Below are 1,446 nucleotides of genomic sequence, written 5' to 3'. Positions count from 1 at the left end.
GGCGTCGTCGTCGGGCAGCACGTCGGCGTTCATGGCGGTCAGGACGCTCTGCGGCCCGACCTCCAGGAACGTGTCCACACCGGCAGCCCGCAGAGCGGCGATCCCGTCGGCGTACCGGACGGCCTCGCGCACGTGCCGCACCCAATAGTCGGCCGTGCGGATCTCGTCGCCGGCCAGGGCCCCGGTCACGTTCGACACGACCGGCAGCAGCGGCGTGGCAAACGTGAGGCCGTGCAGGACCGCGCGGAACTCGGCCAGCATCGGCGCCATCAACGGACTGTGGAACGCATGGCTGACAGTGAGCCGACGGGTCCGCACGCCCCGGTCGCGCCAGACCCGCTCCACCTCGTCCAGGGCCTCGACGGCACCCGACACCACCACAGCGGCGGGCCCGTTAACCGCCGCGATACCGAGACGGTCGGTCATCCCGGCGAGAGACTCCACCACCGCCGCCTCGTCGGCCGCCACCGCCAGCATGCCGCCGCCCGTGGGCAGCGCCTGCATCAACCGACCCCGCGCGGCGACGAGCTGACACGCGTCGGCCAGGGACAACACGCCCGCGACATGCGCCGCCGTCACCTCACCGATCGAGTGACCGGCCAGCATGTCCGGCACGATCCCGAACGACTCCACCAGGCGGAACAGCGCCACCTCGACCGCGAACAACCCGGCCTGCGTGAACACCGTCTGATCCAGCAACCCCGCCTCAGCGGAACCCTCCGACGCGAACAGCACCTCCCGCAACGGACACGGCAACAACGGATCGAGCTGCGCACACACCTCATCCAGCGCGGCGGCGAACACCGGGAACAGAGCGGACAACTCCCGGCCCATCCCCGCACGCTGCGCACCCTGACCCGAGAACAGCAGCGCCAACTGGCCGCGCTGGCCGCCCGGGCCGGTGAGCACGCCGGCCGAGACCTCGCCCGCCGACACGGCTTCGAGGCCCGCCAGCAGTTCGTCCCGGCTCGCCCCGGACACCACGGCCCGGTGCTCCAACGCCGAACGCGACGCCACCGACGACCACGCCACGTCGAGCGGGCGCGGGGCCCCGGTGCCGCCGAGCCACTGCGCCCAGCGGCCGGCCTGCGCCGACAGCCCGGCCGCGTCGCGGGCCGACAGCAGCAGCGGCAGCACCGCCGGCACCCGGGACGGCTCGTCACCGGTGACCGGCTCGTCGCCGTCGGCCGGCTCGTCCGCGTCGGTCGGCGTGGGCGGCTGCTCCAGGATCAGGTGCACGTTCGTACCGCTGATGCCGAACGACGACACGGCGGCCCGGCGGGGCCGGTCCACCGCCGGCCAGGGGCGCGCCTCGGTGAGCAGGGAGACCGCGCCGGCGGACCAGTCCACGTGGGGGGTCGGCTCGTCGAGGTGCAGGGTCCGTGGGAGCAGGCCGTACCGCATCGCCTGCACCATTTTGATCATGCCGGCCACGCCGGCGGCGGC

General features: G+C 73.8%; 1 protein-coding gene. It reads right to left on the bottom strand.

What is annotated here, in order from left to right:
* The coding region (locus tag HA073_RS30155) for a type I polyketide synthase (protein WP_166457862.1) at positions 1-1,446 on the bottom strand (1,446 nt) is incomplete at both ends.

The sequence above is a fragment of the Micromonospora sp. CMU55-4 genome, from assembly GCF_011602315.1.
Classification (GTDB): Bacteria; Actinomycetota; Actinomycetes; order Mycobacteriales; family Micromonosporaceae; genus Micromonospora; species Micromonospora chalcea.
This window is presented reverse-complemented; position numbering and strand designations above follow the sequence as displayed.